The organism is Streptomyces sp. NPDC026062 (assembly GCF_055568375.1).
Window position 1 is genome coordinate 11,188 of record NZ_JBVHOQ010000013.1, and the last position, 20,780, is coordinate 31,967.

Sequence of the window (20,780 nt, forward strand, 5' to 3'; positions counted from 1 at the left end):
GTCCTCGGTTCCTGGATCGCGCGACGTGTATGCGTGACCCCGGTCACTTTGACCGGACAAAACGGACACCATCTTTGTGCACGCGTTCACAAAGACATAGCCTGCATTCGACGGGGCGGTCTTGGGACATACGGCCGCCTGCAGCCCCGCTCATCCCGCAGGAGCACCGTGGCAACTGGCCGAAATCACCGACCGGCGACCCGTAGCCGAGGAATTCCCGAGGCCACCGTCGCCCGACTTCCGCTGTATCTCCGCGCACTGACCGCGCTCTCCGAGCGCTCGGTGCCCACGGTCTCCTCCGAGGAGCTCGCCGCGGCGGCGGGGGTCAACTCCGCGAAGCTGCGCAAGGACTTCAGCTATCTCGGCTCGTACGGGACGCGCGGCGTCGGCTACGACGTCGAGTATCTCGTCTACCAGATCTCGCGCGAACTCGGCCTCACCCAGGACTGGCCGGTCGCCATCGTCGGCATCGGAAACCTCGGGGCGGCGCTCGCCAACTACGGCGGTTTCGCCTCCCGCGGCTTCCGTGTCGCCGCGCTGATCGACGCCGACCCGGCGATGGCCGGAACGCCCGTCGCCGGGATCCCGGTCCAGCACGCCGACGACCTGGACCGCATCATCAGCGAGAACGGGGTGTCGATCGGTGTGATCACCACACCGCCCGGCGCCGCCCAGCAGGTCTGCGACCGGCTCGTCGCCGCCGGCGTCACCTCCATCCTGAACTTCGCCCCGACCGTGCTCTCGGTCCCCGACGGCGTCGACGTGCGCAAGGTGGACCTCTCCATCGAGCTGCAGATCCTCGCCTTCCACGAGCAGCGCAAGGCCGGCGAGGAGGCCGCCGACAGCGTCCCCGACCCGGCCGCGCCGCCCGTGCGCGCCACCGGCGGACGGAAGGGCCCTGACGGGGACATGCCTGCGGTGATGCCGGCATGAGTCTCCTTGTCGTGGGCCTGAGCCACCGCAGCGCACCCGTCGCCGTGCTGGAGCGGGCCTCGCTGTCCGCCGACAGCCAGACCAAGCTGCTCCAGGACACCCTTGCCGCGGAGCCCGCGGCCGAGGCCGCCGTCCTCGCCACCTGCAACCGCATCGAGCTGTACGCCGACGTGGACAAGTTCCACGCGGGCGTCGCCGAGCTGTCCACCCTGCTCGCCCAGCACAGCGGCGTCGGGCTGGACGAGCTCACCCCGTACCTCTATGTGCACTACGAGGACCGGGCCGTCCACCACCTCTTCTCGGTGGCCTGCGGACTGGACTCGATGGTCGTGGGCGAGGGCCAGATCCTCGGCCAGATCAAGGACGCGCTGGCGCTGGGGCAGGAGCTCCACACCGCCGGCCGGCTGCTGAACGACCTCTTCCAGCAGGCTCTGCGGGTCGGCAAGCGCGCCCACAGCGAGACCGGGATCGACCGGGCCGGGCAGTCGCTCGTCACCTTCGGTCTGGAGCAGCTCGCCGACGGGCGCGACCCCGCGGCCTGGGCGAAGGGCAAGCGCGCCCTGGTGATCGGCGCGGGCTCGATGTCCTCGCTGGCTGCCGCGACCCTGGCCCGTACCGGCGTCGCCGAGATCGTCGTCGCCAACCGCACCCGGGCCCGCGCCGACCGGCTGGTCGAGATCCTGGGCCAGGACGGCGGTACGGGAGTGGCCGCCCATGCCGTGGAGATGGACGCGGTCTCCGACGAACTGACACGTGCCGACGTCGTCGTCTCCTGCACCGGCGCCACCGGGCTCGTGCTGAGTGCCGAGGCCGTCGCCGCAGCGCTCGGGCTGGACTTCGACTCCGCGTCCGAGGCGCCCGCCGCGCCCGTACCCGCGCCGGCCGCCGAGCCCGACCAGCAGCACGCCGCCTGGGTGGAGAACGGTTCCGCCACCGCGACCGCGCAGGCCCGAGCCGTGCGCCGGATCCCGGCCCAGTCCACCGGCCCCGTCCGCCTCGCTCTGCTGGACCTCGCCATGCCGCGCGACATCGACGGCGGCGCCGCCCGCCTCGACGGTGTGCGCCTCGTCGACATCGAGTCGCTCGCGGAGGCGTCCGCGGACGCCCCGATGGCCGCCGATGTGGACCAGGTGCGCACCATCGTCGCCGACGAGGTCGCCGCCTTCGGCGCCGCCCAGCGCGCCGCCCACATCACCCCCACCGTCGTCGCCCTGCGCACGATGGCAGCCGGAGTGGTCGCGGGCGAGATCGCACGGCTGGACGGACGCCTTCCCGACCTGGACGAGAAGCAGCGCGCCGAGATCTCGCAGACCGTGCGCCGCGTCGTCGACAAGCTCCTGCACGCGCCCACCGTGCGGGTCAAGCAGCTCGCCAGCGAGCCCGGCGGCGCCGGGTACGCCGATGCGCTGCGGGAACTCTTCGACCTCGACCCGCAGACGGTGGCCGCCGTCTCCCGGGCAGACCTGAACGACCCGAATAGAGGGCGGTCATGACCGACAACTCACCCCTGGGCGCGGGGTCCACCCAGCCGCTGAGGCTGGGGACCCGGCGCAGCAAGCTCGCCATGGCGCAGTCCGGCCTGGTGGCCGACGCGGTCAGCGAGGTGACCGGGCGCGCCGTCGAACTCGTCGAGATCACCACGTACGGGGACACCTCCCGTGAGCACCTCGCGCAGATCGGCGGCACCGGTGTCTTCGTCGCGGCCCTGCGCGACGCGCTGCTGAGCGGCGACGTGGACTTCGCCGTCCACTCGCTCAAGGACCTGCCGACCGCGCAGCCCGACGGCCTCGTGCTGGCCGCCGTGCCGGTGCGGGAGGACCCGCGTGACGTGCTGGTGGCGCGCGACGGGCTGACCTTCGGGCAGCTGCCGTCCGGTGCCCGCGTCGGCACCGGCTCGCCGCGCCGCATGGCGCAGCTCAACGCGTACGCCCGCGGTCACGGCCTCGACATCGAGACCGTGCCGATCCGGGGCAACGTCGATACGCGTATCGGATTTGTACGAAGCGGGGAACTCGACGCGGTGGTACTCGCCGCGGCCGGGCTCAGCCGCCTCGGACGGAGCGGTGAGGTGACCGATTTCCTGTCGGTCGACACCGTTCTGCCCGCTCCCGGCCAGGGAGCACTGGCGATCGAGTGTGCTGCCGGCAGCACCGACCTCGCCGCCGCACTCGCCGAGCTCGACGACCCGTACACCCGGGCCGCCGTGACCGCCGAGCGTGCCCTGCTCGCCGCCCTGGAGGCCGGCTGCTCCGCACCTGTGGGTGCGCTGGCCGACCTCCTGGCCGACGGCCAGGCTGTCAACGAACTGCGCCTGCGCGGTGTCGTCGGTTCCACCGACGGTTCCACGCTGGTCCAGCTGTCCACCACCGGTCCCGTCCCCACGTCGCACGACGACGCGGCGGCCCTCGGTCGCGAACTCGCGGCCGAGATGCTCGCCAAGGGTGCGGCCGGTCTTATGGGGGAGCGAGCACTTTGAGCCCCACCGGCCACGCCGCATCCGATTTTCCCGTCCTGTCCGCAGGGCACGTCACCTTCCTCGGCGCCGGTCCCGGCGACCCGGGACTGCTGACTCTGCGCGCTGTCGAGGCGCTTGCGAGCGCGGACGTTCTTGTCGCCGAGCCGGACGTTCTCGGTGTCGTCCGCTGCCATGCGCGGGCAGGCGTAAGCACGCCTGAGCTGACGGTTGTTGACGCACAGTCAACAGCCGCCGGGGTGCCCGTTCTCAGGGACGCGGTCAATCTTGTCATGGAGGCCGCGAAGGGCGGCAGGCGGGTCGTGCGTGCCGTCTCCGGCGATCCCGGACTGGACGGCAACGCGGGCGGCGAGATGCTGGCCTGCGCCGCCGCGGGCATTCCCTTCGAGGTCGTGCCGGGTGTGGCCAACGTGGTGGGCGTGCCCGCGTACGCGGGGGTGCCGCTGCGCGACGCGCAGGGCGCGGACGTCCGCTTCATCGACGCCCGTACCGCGTCGGACCGCTGCTGGAGCGAGGTCGGCGCGAGCGACTCCACCTGTGTGATCTCGACGCAGCTCGACGCGGTGGCCGCGGCCGCCGGTGAGCTGGTCTCGGCGGGCCGCAAGCCCGACACCCCGCTGACCGTGACGGTCGCCGGTACGACGACGCGCCAGCGCACCTGGACGGCGACGCTCGGCACGATCGCCCAGGTCTTCAAGCAGGGCAAGATCCTGCCCTCGCCGGACGGGCACCAGCCCGTCATAGCCGTGGTCGGGGAGCGCAGCTCCGCCGCCCAGCGCGACCAGCTCGCGTGGTTCGAGTCCAAGCCGATGTTCGGCTGGAAGGTGCTCGTGCCGCGTACGAAGGAGCAGGCGGCGTCGCTCTCCGACCAGCTGCGTTCCTACGGCGCGGTGCCGCACGAGGTCCCGACGATCGCCGTCGAGCCGCCGCGTACGCCCCAGCAGATGGAGCGCGCGGTCAAGGGCCTGGTCACGGGCCGCTACGAGTGGATCGCCTTCACCAGCGTGAACGCGGTGAAGGCGGTCCGGGAGAAGTTCGAGGAGTACGGGCTCGACGCGCGTGCCTTCGCCGGGATCAAGGTCGCGGCCGTCGGCGAGCAGACCGCGGCGGCGCTGGTCGACTTCGGTGTGAAGCCGGACCTGGTGCCCTCCGGGGAGCAGTCCGCCGCCGGTCTGCTGGAGGACTGGCCCCCGTACGACCCGGTCTTCGACCCGATCGACCGTGTCTTCCTGCCGCGTGCGGACATCGCCACCGAGACCCTGGTGGCCGGGCTGATCGAGCTGGGCTGGGAGGTCGACGACGTCACCGCGTACCGCACGGTCCGCGCCTCGCCGCCGCCCGCCGACACGCGTGAGGCCATCAAGGGCGGCGGTTTCGACGCGGTGCTCTTCACCTCGTCCTCGACCGTGCGCAACCTGGTCGGCATCGCGGGCAAGCCGCACAACGTGACGGTCATCGCGTGCATCGGCCCGGCCACGGCGAAGACCGCCGAGGAGCACGGCCTGCGCGTCGACGTGCTCTCCCCGGAGCCCTCGGTGCACAAGCTGGCCGAGGCCCTGGCCGAGTTCGGCGCCCGGCGCCGGGACGCGGCGAGGGAGGCCGGCGACCCGGTGACGCGGCCGAGCGAGCGTCGTCCGGGTGCGCGGCGGCGGCGTACGACGACCTGATCGGGTGCGACCCGTGCGGGGCCCGGCTGCTTCTGCGTGAAGCGGCCGGGCCCGCCGTCGTTCCGGGATCTTTCCCGCGGGCTTCCCGCAGTCCTTCCGCGATCCTTCCGCTGTCTTCCCGTGCCCTTTTCCCGGCGCGGGTGTCGGTAAGAGCGTGATGTGTACGGGTCTAGTCTCGAAGGATGACTGTGTACGGAAACTTCCCCGGCTCTCGCCCCCGACGGCTGCGGACGACCCCCGTCATGCGGCGCATGGTCGCCGAGACCCGGCTCGACCCGGCCAATCTGATCCTGCCCGCGTTCGTCCGCGAGGGCATCAGCGCCCCCGTCCCCATCGCGGCCATGCCGGGCGTGCGGCAGCACACCCTGGACACCCTGCGGAAGGCCGCCGTGGACGCGGTCTCGGCGGGCGTCTCCGGAATCATGCTGTTCGGTGTGCCGCTGGAGGAGAAGAAGGACGCCCGGGGCACGGCGGGCACCGACCCGGACGGCATTCTTCAGCTCGGTCTGCGCGCGGTGCGCGAGGAGGTCGGTGACGATCTCGTCGTCATGTCCGACCTCTGTCTGGACGAGACCACCGACCACGGCCACTGCGGCGTGCTGACCGAGGACGGCCGTGTCGACAACGACGCGACGCTGGAGCGGTACGCGGAGATGGCCCAGGTCCAGGCCGACGCGGGCGCCCATGTGGTCGGCCCCAGCGGCATGATGGACGGCCAGGTCGGCGTGATCCGCGACGCGCTGGACCAGACCGGGTACGAGGACGTGTCGATCCTCGCGTACACGGTGAAGTACTCCTCCGCGTTCTACGGTCCGTTCCGCGAGGCCGTCGGCTCCTCGCTCAGGGGCGACCGCAAGACGTACCAGCAGGACCCGGCCAACGTCCGCGAGTCGATGCGCGAGCTGGCGCTCGACCTGGCCGAGGGCGCGGACATGGTCATGGTGAAGCCGGCCGGCCCGTACCTCGACGTCCTGGCGAAGGTCGCGGACTCGGTGGACGTGCCCGTGTGCGCGTACCAGATCAGTGGCGAGTACTCGATGATCGAGGCCGCCGCGGCGAAGGGCTGGATCGACCGGGACGCGGCGATCCTGGAGAGCCTGACCGGTATCCGGCGGGCGGGTGCGCAGATGATCCTGACGTACTGGGCGACGGAGGTCGCGCAGAAGCTGGGGCGTCGCTGAGGGAGGGCCGGCGGCACGGTACCCCCGGCCGGCGTGCCGTGCCGGGGACGGCTGGGCTCAGGGCCAGTCGATCAGCGCGGCGAACGCCACGGAGGAGATGAACACCGTGGCCGGGGCGAGCACGGCGAGCGGGACGGCGGTGGCCGGCCGCCTGCCGCTGAGCGCCCAGCTCGTGACCAGCACGGCCAGGGCCAGGGTGAGCCCCCAGGTGAGCACGGGCCAGGCGGTGTCGAAGCTTGAGTCGAAGCGGTCCGACTGGGCCTCCGAGCACGCGTCGCAGGCCATGGGCGAGAACGCGCCGAAGATCCGGGCGAAGAACGCGAGCGGCAGCGTGACGAGCGTCGAGATCAGTGCGGCGATCCAGGTGCGCGGGCGCCGGGGAGTCTGGGTTCCTTCGGGCATGCGTACGAGTCAACTCGGTCCGGGCGCGCGCCGCATGAGTCGTCGTACTCAGCCGCGCGGGGCGGACCGAGCCGTTCGGCGGCCATGATTCCAGGTGGGCCTGTGGGCCTGTGGGCCTGTGGGCCTGTGGGCCTGTGGCCGGTTCGCCGGTGAGTCCGGCTAAACGGCTGTCCGTTCGGAGAACTCGATGGTCTCGCGCACGTCGTCGTGCGGGTCGTCGGCCATCCGCCGGAGCAGTTCCTCGACCCCGGGTGTGGACCAGCGGGACACGGCCGCGACCAGGGAGGCCCGGACGCCCGGGTCGGGATGGTCGGCCAGGTGGGCCAGTTGGCCGATCGGGCCGCGGCGTCGGTAGCCGAGCCAGTGCAGGGCGTCGCGGAGCTGGGCGGGGTCACCCGGTTCGCCCGCCGCCTCGATCCGGGCGAGCAGGACGGGAGTTGCGGGCGCCGGGCCGTCGAACGGGTGCGGTCGACGGCGGCGCAGGCGCTGTGAGCCGTACTCGCCGCGTACGCGGCAGCCGTCACAGGTGCACGGCTTCCGCGTGTGCGAGTCCGGGAAGTAGCGCCAGCCGTTCACCTGGCGGACGGCGCGTATGCGGTGGACCTCGGCCCGGGCGGCGGCTCTGGGGAGGAAGACCTCCCAGCCGCGGGGGTCCTCCAGGGCGGCCACGCGGCGCACTGCCTCGCCCGCCGTGGTGGCGGTGTGGGCGCGGCCCGGCCGGTTGCCGTAGTGGCCGACCGTGACGGGTTCGGTGTCCGGCAGCCGCAGATGGACGGCGACGAGGCCGCGCGGGCCGCCGCGGCGGGAGAGCTCGCGCAGCCACTGGTGGGTCAGTGTGTGGGAGGGCAGGACCGGGAAGCAGAACAGGCCCTTGCCCCCGTCGTGGCCATGACTGACGGCCCGTATCCCGGACTTGCGGATACGGGCCGCGTTCGCTGCGGGCGTCAGGTGGACGAACATGGCCATGGCGTCGAGGCTACGGGCCGGTCTGCGGGTACGGCCAGCGGGTTCTTCCCGGCCGTGGCTCAGTAGGTGAGCGCGTCCGCCATGTCGGTCTGCCAGTAGGTGACGAAGCCGTTGTCGTCCCAGGAGGTGGCGGTGGGGAGCGTCAGTTCGGCCGGGGTGCCGGTGGAGCCTTCGGGGCTCCTGCCGGAGAAGTTCACCTGAAGGTGCGTGGCCTTGCGCGGTTCCGGTCCGGCGCCGGGCTCACCGGTCAGACCGATGGCCGCGTACGCGGACCGGCCCGGCTCCAGCGTGACGACCGCCTGCGGCCGGCTGTCCTCCAGGATCGGGAAGACGGCCTGCGCGTCGTCGAAGCGGAGCTTGGGCGCGTAGTACGCGTAGCAGGGGCGGTCGCCCGTGTTGGTCACCGTCAGCAGCAAGTGGTTGATGGGGCGGCTCACCTTCGTGACGGTGGTCCTGGTGTTGCCGCCGGTGCAGGTGACGGGGGTGCGGTCGCGGTTCGCGGCGGTGTCCGTGCTGGTGTCCGTACTGCCCGTGTTGCCCGTGCGCTGTGTGGAGCCGGTGGTGTTCTCTCCGCCGGTCCTGGCGGGGGAACCGGCGGGGGGAGCGGTCGGCTCGGGCGTGCTGCCGGTGTGGGTGCCGGTGGTCTTCTCCGTCGCGGCCGGCGCGGGGGGCCGGGACTGTTCGGCTGCCGTGTGTGCTGCCGGAGCGGCCGCACCCGCCTTGGTGCTGTCGCTGCCGGCGTCACTGCCGCACGCGGTGAGCGAGAGGGCGGCCAGGAGGGCGGTGGCGGCGAGGGCGGTGGTGCGGATGCGGTTGCTGCGCATGGTGGTACTCCCCGTGAAGTGCGGTGGTGGTCGTGGTCGGTGATTTGCGGTGCTCAGTACTGGAGGGCTTCGTCCATGCTCATCTGCCAGTAGGTGACGGTCAGGCTGCTGTCCACGAACGTGCTCTTGGCGAGCCGCACCTTGACCGCCGAGCCGGTGCCGTCGGAGTTGCCGTCGCGGTTCTGGAAGCTGACGTTCAGGTCCTGGGTCTTGTATCCGCCGGAGCCGCTGCCGTCGGCCGAGGAGGTCATGACGCCGGTGTAGACGGACTCGCCCGGGTTGATGGTCGCCACCGCCTGCGGCTTGCTGTCGTCGAAGGTCTTCGGAACGGACTGGGCCTCGCCGAACTGCAGGTAGGGGTAGAAGTAGGCGTTGCAGGCCTTCGAGCCGGTGTTGGTCATCGTGAGCAGCATGTGGTTGAGCGGCCGCTGCACCGCGGTCATCGTCAGCTTGGTGTTCGCTCCGGTGCAGGCCGTCGTGACCACCCCGTTGTCGCTGCCGGCCGGCTTGTCCTCAGCCTTGTCGCCGGAGTCCGAACCGGAACCGGAACCGGAATCCGATCCGGAGTCCGAACCGGAACCGTTGCTCGAACCGGCGGAGTCCTGGCCCTGGTCGGCGGACGGCTCCGTCGCGTCCTTGTCGCCGGAGCCGCCGGTGCTCCCCGCCGGGGTCTTGGAGGACGAGTCGGGGGAAGCGGAGGCGAGGGCGTCGTACGGTGCCGGGTCGTCGCTCTGGCAGGCCGTCAGGGAAAGCGAGGCGATCAGCGCGACGGCTCCGAGAGCGGAGGTGCGGGCGGCGCGGCGGAAGGTGGCAGTACGCATGAGAGGCAATTCCGTTCGTTGAGTGCTGCGGAGTGTGGGGCGCCGCTTTGGCGCACCGGGGACTGACGGATGTACTGGACAATGACGTGTGGTCAGAGGGTCCACAGGAGTGTGATGACGGTCGTGACGCAGGCGATCAGTACTCCTGTGGCCACCGCGTCGGTGAGGCTGAGTCGAGGACGAGTACGCACGGCGGCTCCCGGGGACGGGCAAGTTGGTGGGTGTACGAGTCGCGCTGCTCGCCCTGGCCGGGGTGCCGCTGCGGTGTGTTCCACCATCGTGTCCGGCCCTCGGATCCGAGGGCAACGGCTGTCGGCCGGTACGGGACGCTGGAACGGAAACATGGCCTCTGACCTGCGATGACAGCACCTGCCTGGGACGCCGTTCCGGGAGGGTAGGAGAGGGGAACGGTCAGGGTGGGCACGGAGATCCAGGACTTCGCGGCGTTGCTCAGGGGGCTGAAGCAGCGCTCCGGGCTGAGCTATGGAGGCCTCGCCCAGAAGCTGCACATGAGCACCTCCACGATTCACCGGTACTGCAACGGGGAGGCCGTCCCGCACGACTACGCGCCGGTCGAACGCTTCGCGCGGGTGTGCCGTGCGGGGGCGGACGAGCTGGTGGCGTTGCACCGGCAGTGGATCCTGGCCGACGAGGCCAAGCGGCGAGGAGCCCGGAAGACGGAGGCCGCGGCCGGGCCGGCCGCGGAGCCGGCGGCAGGATCGGGGGCGGCGGCAGGAGCGGGTGCGGGGGCCGCGTCGGAGCTCGCGTCCGCTGCCTCGCCCGTGGCGGGCCCCGCGTCCTCGCCGGAGCAGGTGAACCGACCTCAACCGGAACCGGAACCTGATTCGGAACCGGAACCGGAACCAGATTTGGATTCGGAACCGGAACCGGTGCCTGCGCCCGGACCGGAGAGGGACGCGGAGCCGGCGGCCGAGGACGTGACGCCGGATGCGCGCCCACCGGGTACCGGGCGTCCACCGCGGGGCCGGCTCTCCGGCAAGCGGCTCCGGGTCCTGCTCGCCGCCGTAGCGGTCGTGGCGCTCACCGTCCCCACCGCGCTGGCGATCAGTCACTACGCGGGCGGCGACCGCACCCACGACGAGGGGAAGGAAACGTCGCTCAGCGTCTTGCCCACGCCGTCGAGCAGTCCGAGCGGCAGCACCACCTCTCCGTCCCCGAGTCCTTCGAAGCCCTCGCCGTCCGCGACCGGCGGGTCCGCCTCACCCTCCGCCACGGCCGCGAAGTCCACGGCCCCCCAGGGGTCGGAGGGCCGGAAGGACGGGAAGAGCACCGGATCCCGGGGTGTGCCGGTGACCGCCGCCATCAGCTCGTACAACTGGGATTCGCCCTGCGGGCAGTACTACCTTCTCGACGGCGACCCCCGGACCATGCCGCCGGTGCCTCCGATCCAGGACCGGCGGAACTGGTCGGCGCAGCTGGGCGGGGTGGACGCGGGGAACATGCGGCTCGAACTGACCCTTCAGGGCGCTTCGCAGGAGGCGGTCGTGCTGACCGCGCTGCATGTGCGGGTGGTGAATCAGGCCCCCGCCCTCGACTGGCCCGCCTACACGATGGGGGAGGGCTGCGGGGGCGGCATCGTGCCGCAGACGTTCGACATCGACCTGGACGACAGCCAGCCCGTCTCGCACCCGGTCGCCGGTGAGGACGCCGGCAGGGTCGTACCGGCGAAGAACTTCCCGTACCAGGTGAGCTCCACCGACGTGGAGGTGTTCCACATCAACGCGCACACCGAGGGCCACGATGTGACCTGGTTCCTGGAGCTGGACTGGTCCAGTGAGGGCCGGCGCGGGAAGCTGACCATCGACGACGGCGGCAAGCCGTTCCGTACGAGCAGCATGAAGGACCGGCCCGTGTACGAGTACCGGTCGGACACGGCCGAGTGGGAGGACATCTCGGACTCGCTGGAGGGCCAGGGCAACTGACGGCGGCGGCGGGGCACCGCCGGTCCCGGCGCGGTCGACGGTGCGAGGGCGACCTCGGCGCCGTCGACCGGGTGCCCCAGCCGGTCCGCATGCAGGTCAGCAGGGCGTCAGCGGTCACATTCCTTCACAGCCCGCAAGGGTCGGTGCGTTCCTCCATGGGCTGGGGAGAGGGCCCCGCGCGTCCTCAGATTCACACGCGTTCAGGTGGCGTGCACACGGTGTGACCTGCATGGGGGGATGGGCGGACCGTGCGACGGTGGCGCAGTCCCCGGTCTGGGTCCTGTGTCTCGGGGCTTGGGGCTTGGGGCTTGGGTCCCGGGCTTCGAGTTTCGAGACGCGAGCTGCGAGGTGCGAGGTGCGAGCTTCGAGGTGTGGGAGGGGCTGTTCACTCGTTCGAGGGGCGGTGGGGCGGGTCCGGCCCGGAGCTTGAGACCCGAGATACGAGCTTCGAGACGCGAGCCGCGAGATTCGAGCGCCTTCTTTTAACCGGCCACTGAATACAGGGGGGTTGGGGAAACCTCCCCTACCTCCCTGACCTGTAACGGCGAGCAAGTATGACTAATGGTGACGGCTTGCGACGGAGCGTCGCGACTGTCTACGGTGCGAGAACGAAGCGACCCCGACTGGTGTTGAAAGCACCGAGCCGGGGTCTGACCCCAAGATCGAAAAGGCGATCCCGTGGCTTCCCAGGATTTTAGTCCCGCCCTGCCCGCGCCCGCAGTGGCGGCCCCGTACCCGATGGCCCAGCCCGGCTACGGCAAGCGCTCCACCCCGGACCAACTCCCTCCTCATCCTGATGACTTCGCTCTGCTGCCCGTGCGCGAGCGGTACATCGCGGGGTTCATCGACCACCTTCCCGAGGGCGCGTCGATGAGCGTGAAATGCCTCGCCAAACAGATCCCGCTCTACGGCCAGCAGGCCATCGCCTCCGCCCTGACCGCCCTGTCGGTGGCCGGGCATCTGCGCCGCGTGCGGTGCGCGGTCGGTGTCGGCGACGAGACGCGATGGGTGTTCCGCACCTTCTGGTCCCGCACCGCCAGGGACAGCGAGTGGTGGGCCGCCCACCTCACACCGGGAACACCCCAGTCGGTACCAGCTCCTGTGCCCGCGCCCATGCCTGTGCCTGTGCCCGCGCCCGTGCCTGTGCCCGCCCCGCACTCGCAGCCCGAGCCCGCCCCCGTGGCAGTCCCCGTACCCATTCCCGTACCGCGTGCCGCACCCGAACCGGTGCCGGTGCCGGAGGCTTCCTCGCCCGCCTACCTGGCGCTCGCCCGGCTCGGGCACCTCGACACACGGCTCACGCTCTCCGCCGACGACTGCACGGCCCTCCAGGAACTCGCCGAGCGCTGGTTCGCCCACGGCGTGAACGCCGACTACCTCACCAGCGCCCTCACCGCCGGACTGCCCGCCCACGTCGACTCACCCATCGGCTTCGTCCGCCGACGCCTCATCGACAAACTCCCGCCCGCCCTGCCCACCACACCCACCCCGCCCCCGGCCGGAACCCCCACCCCGCGCGTGATGATGGAATGCACCGACTGCGGCGCCCCCGGCCCCGCCACAGCACTCCCCGACGGCCTCTGCCGCCCCTGCCGCCAGCCCAAGACCCACACGGAGACCACGGTGGCACCCCCCGCCGAACGCGACGTCACCACACTCGTCGCCGGACTCCGCGACCTCCTCAAAACCCCCTGAGCCGCTCCTGGGGGCTCAGTCCCACCAGAACGCCCACGTCTCCTGGTTCAGCAGAGCTTTCTCCGCATACGCCTCCAAGGTGTTGAGCGTGGACTGCTGGATGTTGTCCGGGCAGAACGCGAAGTGCTCGGCGGCCAGGGCCTCGGACTCGGCGATGGTGGTCGGGGGACGGCTGACCGAGACGATCATCGTGTCGAAGCCAAGCACCACGATGCGGGCTCCGAACCGGTCCTCCCAGGAGCGCAGCACCGCGCAGAGCCTGGCCACGTCGTTCTCGTGGTTGAGCGGGCCCGACCAGCCGATCGCCGCCGGTATGTCCGCGCTGCGGCGTGCGGGCACGAGCGCCGCCCGTACCCCGGCCATCGGGCCGTCCGGTGCCGTCAGCTGGTCCGCGATCTCCGCCGCCAGCGCGTCGGGGGTGTCCGGTCCGGCCGCGGCCGGTACGGGCGCCAGGCCCGGCCACTCGGCTTCCTCGTCGTCGAGGTCCAACTCGTCGGCGGCGTACGCCTCCCACGCCTCGCTCAGCACGTCCTCGGCGTCGTGGTCCCCCGGATACGACGTCCGGGCCGGGCCGAGATCCCAGGCCTCGGGCCACTGGGTGCGCATCCCGCCGTCGATCAGGACGGGCAGCAGCCCGACCGGCCGCCCCGTCGCGCGCAGGGCGGCCCATGTGCCGGGGGACGCGGGCTCGTCCGCGTACCAGAGAAGGGGTTCGTGCCACGTCTCGTCGATCGTGGTGTCCACGTAGGTGCCGGGCGGGAGTTGGAGACCTGCGTCGGCCGGGGAGCGGAGAGGATTCGGAAGCGTCGCCATAGTGGTGACTCTAAGTGCCCCCACTGACAGTCATGCCGTCAGCCGCCCACGTACCCCGTGAACGCGGTCCAGGCGGCGGGGGCGAGCGCGAGCGCGGGACCTTCGGGGTTCTTGGAGTCGCGGACGTGGATGGTGGTGGGGTGAGCAGCCACCTCGACGCACGCGCCACCTTCGCTGCCGCTGTAACTGGACTTGCGCCAGTCGTAGGCGACTTCGAGGCAGGCCCCGCCCTCCTCGCTGCTGTAGCTGGATTTGAACCACTGACGTGTGGTGCTCATAACTCTCCTAGCAGCCGGTCCAGCAAGCCCTTCGTATCCTCGGTGTTGAGGGCTGGGTCCGCAGCATCGCATATTTCTGCGCCAGGATGCTGACCTCGTCGGGGTCTCCGACGAGCTGGCTGCCGCGCTGCGTCTCCGTGTAGGCGAGGTGCTGGTAGTCCGGTGTTTCGAGCAGGATGAACGGCCCATCCAAGGCCGCGTGAGTGTGGCGCCCCAGCGGCATGATCTGGAGAGTGATGCCCGGCCGTTGGGCATCCGACAGGAGGCGTTGCAGCATCTCCGCATATACCTCGTCGCCGCCGAGACGGTCCAGGAGGACGGCTTCGGACACGACGAAGCTCGTAGTCGGTGGGTTCTTTCTGCTCAGGATCTGCTGCCGTTCGACACGTGCCGCGACCTGTGCCTCGATCTCGTCCTCGCACATGATGGGCACCTTGCAGCGGAAGACCGCCCGTGCGTAGTTCTCCGTCTGGAGCAGCCCCGGCAGTACCTGGTTCTCGAACCAGGACAGCGCCAGCGCCGTCCGCTCCAGGTCCATGTACTGCTCCGCCCACGCCGGGATCAGATCCACCTCCGGCATGTTCTCCACCGCCGTCGCCAGCGCCCCCTTCGTATCCAGGATGCGGTCCAGTTCGCGGGCCAGTGGGGGGAGCAGGGCGCGGCGGCCCTGTTCGATGGAGGCGATGGTTTCGGGCTGTACGCGGGAAAGGTCCGCGAGTTGGCGCTGTGTCAGCTCGGCCGCCGTGCGGAAGCGGGCCACCAGCGCGCCCACGAGCTTCATGGCCGACGCGTTCCTGCGCTGCCGATTTCTGGGGTGCATACGGTCCCCACTCCCCACCCTTGTCCGTACTTCACGCCTCGTCGACCCGTACAACCAAGCTGTACGGGTCGACGCACTGCCCCAGCGTAGTCACGGAGTGTGACTCTCGTCCCATGAACGAGACGATGCAACTCCCTCTCCTGCGCGAGCGGTTCTACCGGCGCGAACGCAGATCCGTGCGGGCCGCACGGGAGTTCGTGCGGGAGGCCGTCGTGGAAGGGGGTTGGCTCGCGGCGCGGGTCGACGACGTGCTGCTCTGCGTGAGCGAGCTGGCCACCAATGCCCTGGTGCACGGGGTGCCGCCGGGGCGCGGGTACCGGTTGCGGCTGCTGCTCGGGGAGGAGGAGCGGGTGTTGCGGGTCGAGGTGCACGACAGTGGGGACGGGGCGCCGGTGGCTCGGGAGCCGGACGGCGAGGGCGAGTCGGGGCGGGGACTGCTGATCGTGGCAGCGCTCTCCGATGAGTGGGGGGTCGGGGAGCGCAGCCCCGGGAAGGTCGTCTGGTGCCTGTTCCGCGGGGAGCGGTGACGGTGGCCGGAGGGCGGTGAGGGGTGGTGCGGGAACGCCGCACCACCCCTCACCCCTCACTCCTCAACGCCTCCTGCGTCAGGCCTGCTTGCGGCGGCGGGCCGCCACGACGAGGCCGGCGCCCGCGGCGAGTACCACCGCGCCGCCGATGACGATCGGGATCGTGCCGTTGGAGCCGGTCGAGGCCAGGTCGCCGCTGTCACTTCCGGGCGCGCCCGGGGTGGAGCTGCCGGACGGGGCCGGAGTGGTCGGCGTCGCGGACTCGGACGGGCCGGCGGACGGGCCGCTGGACGGGGTGGAGCTTCCGGACGGCGTGCTCACCGGGGCCGACGGGGTGCCCGTCGCCGGAGGCGTTGTCCCGGGGGTGCTGCCCGGGGTCGTGCCGGGGGACGGGTTCTCCACGCCGGGGACCTCGGGGAGGCAGCCGGTGAAGGGGAAGTGGTGCGTCTCGGCCCCGCCCGAACCGTGCAGGGAGGCCACCCACACCGAACCGTTGACCGGTGCGGCCGATCCCAGCTCCAGGTGGGCCTTGGGGGCGAGCACGCTGCCGGGCCAGGCGGCCTGGCTGTTCTTGATGACCTTGGTGGCTTCGGGGAAGTTCCACAGCAGCTTGGCCCGTACGGCACCGTCCGACGCGCTCTGGAGCTTGTCGTCCAGGACGAAGTCCTTGCCGGCCGACAGGAAGAAGCCCGTGGTGCCCGCGGTCGCCATGTCGTACTCCTGGCCTGCGACGTTGACGATCGTCGTCGCCCCGGCCGGGACCTTGATGAAGACCTCCTTGGCCTTCTCCAGCTGGTCGGCGGGTACGGAGAAGACGTTGCGGCCGCTGTCGCCGCCCTCCAGCGTCAGCCGGTTCCCGTCGAGCCGCACCTGGGCGCCCGAGGTCGTGGACTCCTGGCCCAGCGCGGTGGAGTAGGACCCGAGCTTGGCGAACTCCGCCTCGAAGTCGATGAGGTCGGCCTTCTGGCTGAAGGTGCCGTTGTGCAGATCGACGGCCCGGCCCGAGACCTTGCCGCCGACGACCGCGTTGCCCTTCATTACGACGGTGGCCGAACCGCCGTTGACCAGGTCGCCCCGGACGACGAGCGAAGCCCGGCCGGGCAGGGCGTCGACCTGGGCTGCCGACAGTTCGTTGGCGACGCTGAACCCGCCCCGGAAGTCGGCGTTGCCACCGACGGCCACGGCACCCTCGGCGTCGGGGGAGTGGACATCGTCCCCGAGGACGAACTCGCCGTACTTGCCGACGATTCCGAAGGCGTCGGTGGTGCAGTCCGCCTGAGCGGGGGTGGCCTGGGCGGCCGGAGCGACGGTGAGCCCGAGTACCAGGGCGCCGCCGAGCGCTGCGAGCGCGGCGGTGGTGGGTATACGCATGAGGCGTGGTTCTCCCGCGGGGCAGTTATGAAGGTTCTGTGGTGACTTCGGTCATGATCGCCCTTCATTCGGAAATTGGTCAATACCAATGAGGGGTTTCCGCCCGGTACGCGGCAAAGCGTCGACGTTCGGACCACGTTGGCCGCTGAGGAGCCCGACTTCCGCCGGTCGCGGCCGACTTCGCGGTGGGGTGGCGAAGCCCGTCGTGGACGCGGCGCACCGCCCCGCTGACGCCCGACGCACATGACAGAAGGCGCGGCCGTCCTTCGAGGACGGCCGCGCCTTCATGCGCGCCGCCGCACCCCGGCCGAACCGGCGGGGGGTGCGGCGGCGCGGAACGGCTCAGAGCCGCTCGGGGGTCCTGATGCCGAGCAGCGCCATGCCCCGGTGCAGGGTGCGGGCGGTGAGCTCGACGAGGAAGAGACGGTTCTCGACGACCTCGGCGGGGTTGTCGTCGCTCAGGACCTGGCACTGGTCGTAGAACGTGGTGAGGTGCGAGGCGAGCTGGTAGAGGTACGCGGCCAGCTTGTGCGGTTCGTACCCCGCCGCCACCTCGGAGAGGACCTCGCCGAACTGGTCCAGGTGCAGACCCAGCGCCCGCTCGGCCGGGGCCAGCTCCAGCTCCGGGTGCGCCACCGGCTTCGCGTCGCCCGCCTTGCGCAGGATGGAGCGGATCCGGGCGTACGCGTACTGGAGGTACACCGACGTGTCGCCGTGCAGCGACACCATCTGGTCCAGGTCGAACTTGTAGTCCCGCACGGCGGAGGTCGACAGGTCCGCGTACTTCACGGCGCCGACACCGACGTACCGGCCGTTCTCGACGATCTCGTCCTCGGACAGACCGATCTTCTCGGCCTTCTCCCGGACCACGGCCGTCGCCCGCTCGACCGCCTCGTCGAGAAGGTCCTCCAGCCGGACCGTGACACCCTCACGGGTCTTGAACGGCTTGCCGTCCTTGCCGAGCACGGTGCCGAAGGCGAGCTGGTGCGCCTTGACGTCCTCGTTCAGCCAGCCGGCCCGGCGGGCCGTCTCGAAGACCATCTTGAAGTGCAGGGACTGCCGTGCGTCCACCACGTACAGCAGGGTGTCGGCCTTGAGGTTCTGCACCCGGTCGCGGATCGCGGAGAGGTCGGTCGCCGCGTAGCCGTAGCCGCCGTTCGTCTTCTTGACGATCAGCGGGACCGGGTTGCCGTCCGGGCCCTTCACATCGTCGAAGAAGACACAGAGCGCACCCTCGGAGCGGACGGCGACACCCGTCTCCTCCAGGATCCGGCAGGTCTCCTCCAGCATGTCGTTGTAGCCGGACTCGCCGACGATGTCGGGGTCGTTGATCTCCATGTCGAGCTTGTCGAAGACCGAGTAGAAGTAGATCTTCGACTCGTCGACGAACCGCTGCCACATGGCGAGCGTTTCCGGGTCACCGGCCTGGAGCGCGACGACCCGGTCCCGCGAACGGGCCTTGAACTCCTCGTCGGAGTCGAAGAGGGCGCGCGACGCCTTGTAGAGCCGGTTCAGGGACGACATGGCGGCTTCGCCGTCGGCCTGGCCGTCGTCACTCTTGTGGTTCAGCTGGTCCGGGTGCTCGGTCAGATACTGGATGAGCATGCCGAACTGGGTGCCCCAGTCGCCGATGTGGTGCCGCCGCACGACGGACTCACCGGTGAACTCCAGGATCCGCACCATCGCGTCACCGATCACGGCGGACCGCAGATGACCGACGTGCATCTCCTTGGCCACGTTCGGCTGGGCGTAGTCGATGACGGTCGTCCCGGCGGCGGCGTTCACCGGCACACCGAGCCTGCCCTCGTCGTCCGAGGCACGGGCGGCGAGGGTCTCGATGATCGACTTGTCCGAGAGCGTGATGTTCAGGAAGCCGGGGCCGGAGACCTCGATGTCCTTGATCAGCTCCGTCGCCGGGAGGGCGGCCGTGACCTGGGCGGCCAGCTCGCGCGGGTTGCCCTTGAGCTTCTTGGCGAGCGCCAGGATGCCGTTGGCCTGGAAGTCGGCCCGGTCGCTTCGGCGCAGCAGCGGGTCCGCGGTACCGGCATCCGGCAGGGCTGCCGTCAGGGCGTCCGCCAGCTGCTGCTGGAGCGTGGAAGCGAGGGAAGGGACCGAGGCCATGGGCTGGCTGCCGTTTCCGTAGGGGTACAGGGGATGGACCCAAGTATCCCACGGCCTGTAAAGCGGTTTACGCCTCCGGGCGCGCGCCGCCGTAAAGCCGTTTTCGCACTGTGGGCGGTACCTGGGAGAATGGGCGACGCCCCTATGAGTCCTACAAGAGAGAAGGACGTGCCGACCGTGGCTCAGAGTCAGAGCAGCACCGAGACCGACTGGGTCTCCCGCTTCGCGGACGAGGTCATCGCCGAATCGGAGCGTCGTGCGCCTGGCAAACCGGTCGTCGTCGCGTCCGGCCTCTCCCCGTCGGGCCCGATCCACCTCGGCAACCTCCGCGAGGTCATGACCCCGCACCTGGTCGCCGACGAGATCCGCCGCCGCGGGCACACCGTCCGGCACCTGATCTCGTGGGACGACTACGACCGCTACCGCAAGGTGCCGAACGGGGTCGAGGGGATCGACGCCTCCTGGGCCGAACACATCGGCAAGCCGCTGACCTCGGTGCCCGCCCCGGCCGGTTCCGCGTATCCGAACTGGGCCGAGCACTTCAAGGCCGCCATGACCGCGGCCCTGGACGAGCTGGGTGTCGAGTACGACGGGATCAGCCAGACCGAGCAGTACCTGGCGGGCACGTACCGCGAGCAGATCCTGCACGCGATGCGCCACCGCGCGGACATCGACGCCGTCCTGGACCGCTACCGCACCAAGAAGGACCCGGCGGCGGCCGGAGCCAAGGGCGGCAGGAAGCCGCAGCAGAAGAAGGCCGACGAGGCCGAGCTGGAGGCCGAGGCGGGTTCCGGCGCGGCCGCCGAGGACGACGGCAGCGGCGGCTCGGCCGGCTACTTCCCGTACAAGCCCTACTGCGGCAACTGCGAGAAGGACCTCACCACGGTCACGTCGTACGACGACGAGAGCACCGAGCTGAACTACACCTGCACGGCCTGCGGCTTCGCCGAGACGGTCCGGCTGAAGGAGTTCAACCGGGGCAAGCTCGTCTGGAAGGTCGACTGGCCGATGCGCTGGGCGTACGAAGGCGTGATCTTCGAGCCGAGCGGAGTGGACCACTCCTCGCCCGGCTCGTCGTTCGTCGTCGGCGGCCAGATCGTCCGCGAGGTCTTCGACGGGGTGCAGCCGATCGGACCGATGTACGCCTTCGTCGGCATCTCCGGCATGGCGAAGATGTCCTCCTCCAAGGGTGGCGTGCCGACCCCGGCCGACGCGCTGAAGATCATGGAGGCGCCGCTGCTGCGCTGGCTGTACGCGCGCCGCAGGCCCAACCAGTCCTTCAAGATCGCCTTCGACCAGGAGATCCAGCGGCTCTACGACGAGTGGGACTCTCTGGGCCGCAAGGTCGCCGACGGCTCCGTGCTGCCGGCGGACGCCGCCGCGTACGCGCGGGCGATCGGCACGGCCGCCGGTGAGCTGCCGAGCACGCCGCGACCGCTGCCGTACCGGACCCTCGCCTCGGTCGCCGACATCACCGCCGGGGCCGAGGACCAGACGCTGCGCATCCTCGGCGAGCTGGACCCCTCCACGCCGCTGGCCTCGCTGGACGAGGTCAGGCCGAGGCTGGACCGGGCCGAGAACTGGATCACCACCCAGGTCCCGGCCGAGGCCCGCACCATCGTCCGCGAAGAGGCGGACCAGGAGATCCTCGGTTCGCTGGACGAGCAGGGGCGCGAGTCGCTGCGGCTGCTCCTGGAGGGGCTGGACTCGCACTGGTCGCTCGACGGGCTGACCACGCTCGTCTACGGCGTACCGAAGGTGATGGAGGGGCTGGAGCCCGACGCCAAGCCGACCCCGGAGCTGAAGGCGGCACAGCGGTCCTTCTTCGCGCTGCTGTACCGGCTGCTCGTCAGCCGGGACACCGGCCCGCGCCTGCCCACCCTGCTGCTCGCGGTGGGGGCGGACCGGGTGCGGAGGCTGCTCGGCGCGTAGCCGCGCTGCGGTG

17 protein-coding genes and 1 pseudogene are annotated in these 20,780 nt (G+C 70.9%); 9 read left to right on the plus strand and 9 right to left on the minus strand.

Going from position 1 to position 20,780, the window contains the following annotated elements:
• Nucleotides 1-168: 168 nt before the first annotated feature.
• The 5 genes from ACZ4LX_RS14240 (at nt 169) to hemB (ending at nt 6,254) form a co-directional block, all read left to right on the plus strand.
• A complete protein-coding gene (locus ACZ4LX_RS14240; RefSeq protein WP_467649975.1) occupies nt 169-933 on the plus strand; it encodes a redox-sensing transcriptional repressor Rex in 765 nt (254 codons plus the stop codon).
• Complete coding sequence (locus ACZ4LX_RS14245) at nt 930-2,426, plus strand: glutamyl-tRNA reductase (RefSeq protein WP_467649976.1); 1,497 nt, start codon at nt 930-932, stop codon at nt 2,424-2,426. Before ACZ4LX_RS14240 ends, ACZ4LX_RS14245 begins: the two co-directional genes overlap by 4 nt.
• Nucleotides 2,423-3,409 carry a hydroxymethylbilane synthase gene (gene hemC / locus ACZ4LX_RS14250; protein ID WP_467649977.1) on the plus strand — a complete coding sequence of 329 codons (987 nt, stop codon included), beginning with the start codon at nt 2,423-2,425 and terminating at the stop codon, nt 3,407-3,409. The genes ACZ4LX_RS14245 and hemC overlap by 4 nt, the downstream gene beginning before the upstream one ends.
• On the plus strand, nt 3,406-5,073 hold the full coding sequence (locus ACZ4LX_RS14255) for a bifunctional uroporphyrinogen-III C-methyltransferase/uroporphyrinogen-III synthase (RefSeq protein WP_467649978.1): 1,668 nt from the start codon (nt 3,406-3,408) through the stop codon (nt 5,071-5,073). The genes hemC and ACZ4LX_RS14255 overlap by 4 nt, the downstream gene beginning before the upstream one ends.
• Before the next feature lie 182 nt (nt 5,074-5,255).
• Entirely contained in the window at nt 5,256-6,254 is a 999-nt protein-coding gene (hemB, locus tag ACZ4LX_RS14260; protein WP_467649979.1) for a porphobilinogen synthase, read from the plus strand.
• Nucleotides 6,255-6,311: 57 nt separating this feature from the next.
• Here hemB and ACZ4LX_RS14265 read toward each other — a convergent pair whose 3' ends face one another.
• The 4 genes from ACZ4LX_RS14265 to ACZ4LX_RS14280 form a co-directional block, all read right to left on the minus strand.
• Nucleotides 6,312-6,656 (minus strand): hypothetical protein, encoded by a 345-nt coding sequence (locus ACZ4LX_RS14265; protein ID WP_467649980.1) that lies wholly within the window; start codon nt 6,654-6,656, stop codon nt 6,312-6,314.
• Between the two features lie 159 nt (nt 6,657-6,815).
• The gene (locus tag ACZ4LX_RS14270; protein ID WP_467649981.1) at nt 6,816-7,622 is read right to left on the minus strand and encodes a HEAT repeat domain-containing protein; all 807 of its coding nucleotides are present in this window, start codon (nt 7,620-7,622) and stop codon (nt 6,816-6,818) included.
• Nucleotides 7,623-7,681: 59 nt separating this feature from the next.
• Nucleotides 7,682-8,446, minus strand: coding sequence for a DUF4232 domain-containing protein (locus ACZ4LX_RS14275; protein WP_467649982.1), 765 nt, complete (start codon nt 8,444-8,446; stop codon nt 7,682-7,684).
• Nucleotides 8,447-8,499: 53 nt separating this feature from the next.
• Nucleotides 8,500-9,267, minus strand: a complete 768-nt coding sequence (locus tag ACZ4LX_RS14280; RefSeq protein ID WP_467649983.1) for a DUF4232 domain-containing protein — start codon at nt 9,265-9,267, stop codon at nt 8,500-8,502.
• 416 nt (nt 9,268-9,683) lie between these two features.
• Here ACZ4LX_RS14280 and ACZ4LX_RS14285 point away from each other — a divergent pair, with 416 nt between their 5' ends.
• Nucleotides 9,684-11,210 (plus strand): helix-turn-helix domain-containing protein, encoded by a 1,527-nt coding sequence (locus ACZ4LX_RS14285; RefSeq protein WP_467649984.1) that lies wholly within the window; start codon nt 9,684-9,686, stop codon nt 11,208-11,210.
• A gap of 678 nt (nt 11,211-11,888) precedes the next feature.
• Entirely contained in the window at nt 11,889-12,905 is a 1,017-nt protein-coding gene (locus ACZ4LX_RS14290; protein ID WP_467649985.1) for a MarR family transcriptional regulator, read from the plus strand.
• Nucleotides 12,906-12,920: 15 nt separating this feature from the next.
• Here the strand turns inward: ACZ4LX_RS14290 and ACZ4LX_RS14295 are convergent, their stop codons facing one another.
• The 3 genes and pseudogenes from ACZ4LX_RS14295 to ACZ4LX_RS14305 form a co-directional block, all read right to left on the minus strand.
• Nucleotides 12,921-13,718: a DUF4253 domain-containing protein gene (locus ACZ4LX_RS14295; protein ID WP_467649986.1), complete on the minus strand. Its 798-nt coding sequence runs from the start codon at nt 13,716-13,718 to the stop codon at nt 12,921-12,923.
• Between the two features lie 38 nt (nt 13,719-13,756).
• Nucleotides 13,757-13,996, minus strand: a complete 240-nt coding sequence (locus ACZ4LX_RS14300; RefSeq protein ID WP_467649987.1) for a DUF397 domain-containing protein — start codon at nt 13,994-13,996, stop codon at nt 13,757-13,759.
• Nucleotides 13,993-14,777, minus strand: a pseudogene (locus tag ACZ4LX_RS14305) (helix-turn-helix domain-containing protein). The gene ACZ4LX_RS14300 and the pseudogene ACZ4LX_RS14305 overlap by 4 nt, the downstream one beginning before the upstream one ends.
• A gap of 152 nt (nt 14,778-14,929) precedes the next feature.
• Between ACZ4LX_RS14305 and ACZ4LX_RS14310 the strand changes: the two are divergent.
• Nucleotides 14,930-15,343, plus strand: coding sequence for an ATP-binding protein (locus tag ACZ4LX_RS14310; protein WP_467649988.1), 414 nt, complete (start codon nt 14,930-14,932; stop codon nt 15,341-15,343).
• A gap of 78 nt (nt 15,344-15,421) precedes the next feature.
• Here ACZ4LX_RS14310 and ACZ4LX_RS14315 read toward each other — a convergent pair whose 3' ends face one another.
• Both ACZ4LX_RS14315 and argS read right to left on the minus strand, forming a co-directional pair.
• Nucleotides 15,422-16,714, minus strand: a complete 1,293-nt coding sequence (locus tag ACZ4LX_RS14315) for a choice-of-anchor A family protein (RefSeq protein WP_467649989.1) — start codon at nt 16,712-16,714, stop codon at nt 15,422-15,424.
• A 342-nt stretch (nt 16,715-17,056) separates the two neighbouring features.
• Entirely contained in the window at nt 17,057-18,835 is a 1,779-nt protein-coding gene (gene argS / locus ACZ4LX_RS14320; protein WP_467649990.1) for an arginine--tRNA ligase, read from the minus strand.
• Between the two features lie 168 nt (nt 18,836-19,003).
• Here argS and lysS point away from each other — a divergent pair, with 168 nt between their 5' ends.
• Complete coding sequence (gene lysS / locus ACZ4LX_RS14325) at nt 19,004-20,767, plus strand: lysine--tRNA ligase (RefSeq protein ID WP_467650030.1); 1,764 nt, start codon at nt 19,004-19,006, stop codon at nt 20,765-20,767.
• Nucleotides 20,768-20,780 lie beyond the last annotated feature (13 nt).

What these genes read in the sequence shown, in the direction of transcription:
- ACZ4LX_RS14245 (WP_467649976.1), top strand. Translation starts at nt 930, where the DNA reads ATGAGTCTCCTTGTCGTGGGCCTGAGCCACCGCAGCGCACCCGTCGCC.
- hemC (WP_467649977.1), top strand. Translation starts at nt 2,423, where the DNA reads ATGACCGACAACTCACCCCTGGGCGCGGGGTCCACCCAGCCGCTGAGG.
- hemB (WP_467649979.1), top strand. Translation starts at nt 5,256, where the DNA reads ATGACTGTGTACGGAAACTTCCCCGGCTCTCGCCCCCGACGGCTGCGG.
- ACZ4LX_RS14265 (WP_467649980.1), bottom strand. Translation starts at nt 6,656, where the DNA reads ATGCCCGAAGGAACCCAGACTCCCCGGCGCCCGCGCACCTGGATCGCC.
- ACZ4LX_RS14270 (WP_467649981.1), bottom strand. Translation starts at nt 7,622, where the DNA reads ATGGCCATGTTCGTCCACCTGACGCCCGCAGCGAACGCGGCCCGTATC.
- ACZ4LX_RS14275 (WP_467649982.1), bottom strand. Translation starts at nt 8,446, where the DNA reads ATGCGCAGCAACCGCATCCGCACCACCGCCCTCGCCGCCACCGCCCTC.
- ACZ4LX_RS14280 (WP_467649983.1), bottom strand. Translation starts at nt 9,267, where the DNA reads ATGCGTACTGCCACCTTCCGCCGCGCCGCCCGCACCTCCGCTCTCGGA.
- ACZ4LX_RS14295 (WP_467649986.1), bottom strand. Translation starts at nt 13,718, where the DNA reads ATGGCGACGCTTCCGAATCCTCTCCGCTCCCCGGCCGACGCAGGTCTC.
- ACZ4LX_RS14300 (WP_467649987.1), bottom strand. Translation starts at nt 13,996, where the DNA reads ATGAGCACCACACGTCAGTGGTTCAAATCCAGCTACAGCAGCGAGGAG.
- ACZ4LX_RS14310 (WP_467649988.1), top strand. Translation starts at nt 14,930, where the DNA reads ATGAACGAGACGATGCAACTCCCTCTCCTGCGCGAGCGGTTCTACCGG.
- ACZ4LX_RS14315 (WP_467649989.1), bottom strand. Translation starts at nt 16,714, where the DNA reads ATGCGTATACCCACCACCGCCGCGCTCGCAGCGCTCGGCGGCGCCCTG.
- argS (WP_467649990.1), bottom strand. Translation starts at nt 18,835, where the DNA reads ATGGCCTCGGTCCCTTCCCTCGCTTCCACGCTCCAGCAGCAGCTGGCG.